This is a genomic window from Moorena sp. SIO4G3, from assembly GCF_010692305.1.
GTDB classification, from domain to species: domain Bacteria; phylum Cyanobacteriota; class Cyanobacteriia; order Cyanobacteriales; family Coleofasciculaceae; genus Moorena; species Moorena producens_A.
On sequence record NZ_JAAHIG010000748.1, the window covers coordinates 1 to 1,222 of the forward strand.

Annotated in this window: 2 protein-coding genes and 1 pseudogene; all 3 read left to right on the plus strand. The window is 44.2% G+C overall.

Going from position 1 to position 1,222, the window contains the following annotated elements; all coding sequences use genetic code 11:
- The coding region (locus F6J99_RS45145; RefSeq protein WP_293120501.1) for a transposase at positions 1 to 115 on the plus strand (115 nt) is incomplete at its 5' end.
- 398 nt (positions 116 to 513) lie between these two features.
- Positions 514 to 864 (plus strand): hypothetical protein, encoded by a 351-nt coding sequence (locus tag F6J99_RS45150; protein ID WP_293123992.1) that lies wholly within the window; start codon positions 514 to 516, stop codon positions 862 to 864.
- 98 nt (positions 865 to 962) lie between these two features.
- Positions 963 to 1,073, plus strand: a pseudogene (locus tag F6J99_RS45155) (RNA-guided endonuclease TnpB family protein); the annotation flags it as partial.
- Between the last annotated feature and the right edge of the window lie 149 nt (positions 1,074 to 1,222).

The following is a 1,222-nucleotide window of genomic DNA, read 5'->3' on the forward strand; positions in this document are numbered from 1 at the left end:
GAATTTTTTTGCCCGACTCAAGCAATATCGAGCGATCGCGACGCGGTACGATAAGCGAGCTCAGAACTTCCTAGGAGCAATTTATCTGGCTGCTGCTGTAATTTGGCTTAATTGATGACACGCCCTAAAGAACCTTGGTATATCCTGACAAGTCTCCATAATAGTCAACTGACTTTATCATTGTCTTGATGCAGTCGCTCATGGGGGAAACCACGGCAGTCGCTCATGGTTTGTTCGCGTTCGCCTTTGGCGTGGCCTACAGCCAAGCGTGGCCTACGGCCAAGTTACCGTAAGATAGTGGAGCCTTGTCAGCCATGCAAAGCGCGAGTGGGGGAAACCCCCTGTTCCCTTGCTGCATCGCTATTAACAAATATTGAACCCTTTTCTGCATAACCTGCTAACTATAAAGGCGACCCTATCTAAGGTTTCGTCTCCGGGGGAACCCCCAAGACCGCGCTGCCTCCCCAAGACCGCGCTGCATCGCTTTATGCGGCTCGTTGGGGTATTGAAACAATGTTTAAAGATTACAAAACTGGAGGATATAATCTGGAAACTACTAGAGTTAATGAGCCGCGTTTTATGGCTATTATTTTGCTCATTACTCTCGCTTATACCCTAGCAACTTTCCAGGGTGAATATTTCCAAAATATGAGAGTTAATGAGTATATTTGTCGCCCGACTGAAAAGAAACGTTCTGTTAAAAGACACAGTGATTTTTGGATAGGATTATATGGATATCTCTGGGTTGAATCGATGGAAATTTGGTCAGACCTCGCTACTGATCTGATGAATCTCAAACCTCATAAACACCTCAATTTTATCAAAGGGATGAAAGCTCTATCCCTTATACAGTCTATCTTGTAGCCGTATTGTCACCCCTTAAGCGCTATTACAAAAGATTTAATCCTTTTATGCAAAGCCGAACACCCATAAAGGCGACCCTATCTAAGGTTTCGTCTTCGGCACGTTGCGTAGTCCGGTCTAACGACCTGGCAGCCTAGGTCGACTTGAGGGTCAAGAATATGGTCAAAAATCATTGTCTCGCCAAGTCTATTAATGATGGAGGTTGGTATTAGTTCAGGAAATGGATAGAACCTGGGGGGGCGACAAGCGCCCTGTAACCCTTGATATATCTTAAATTGAGCGAATTATGGTAAAAAAAAGATAGGTCAGAAATTGTCAATACGACCTATCAATTGAAAATGCTACCAGAATTATATCA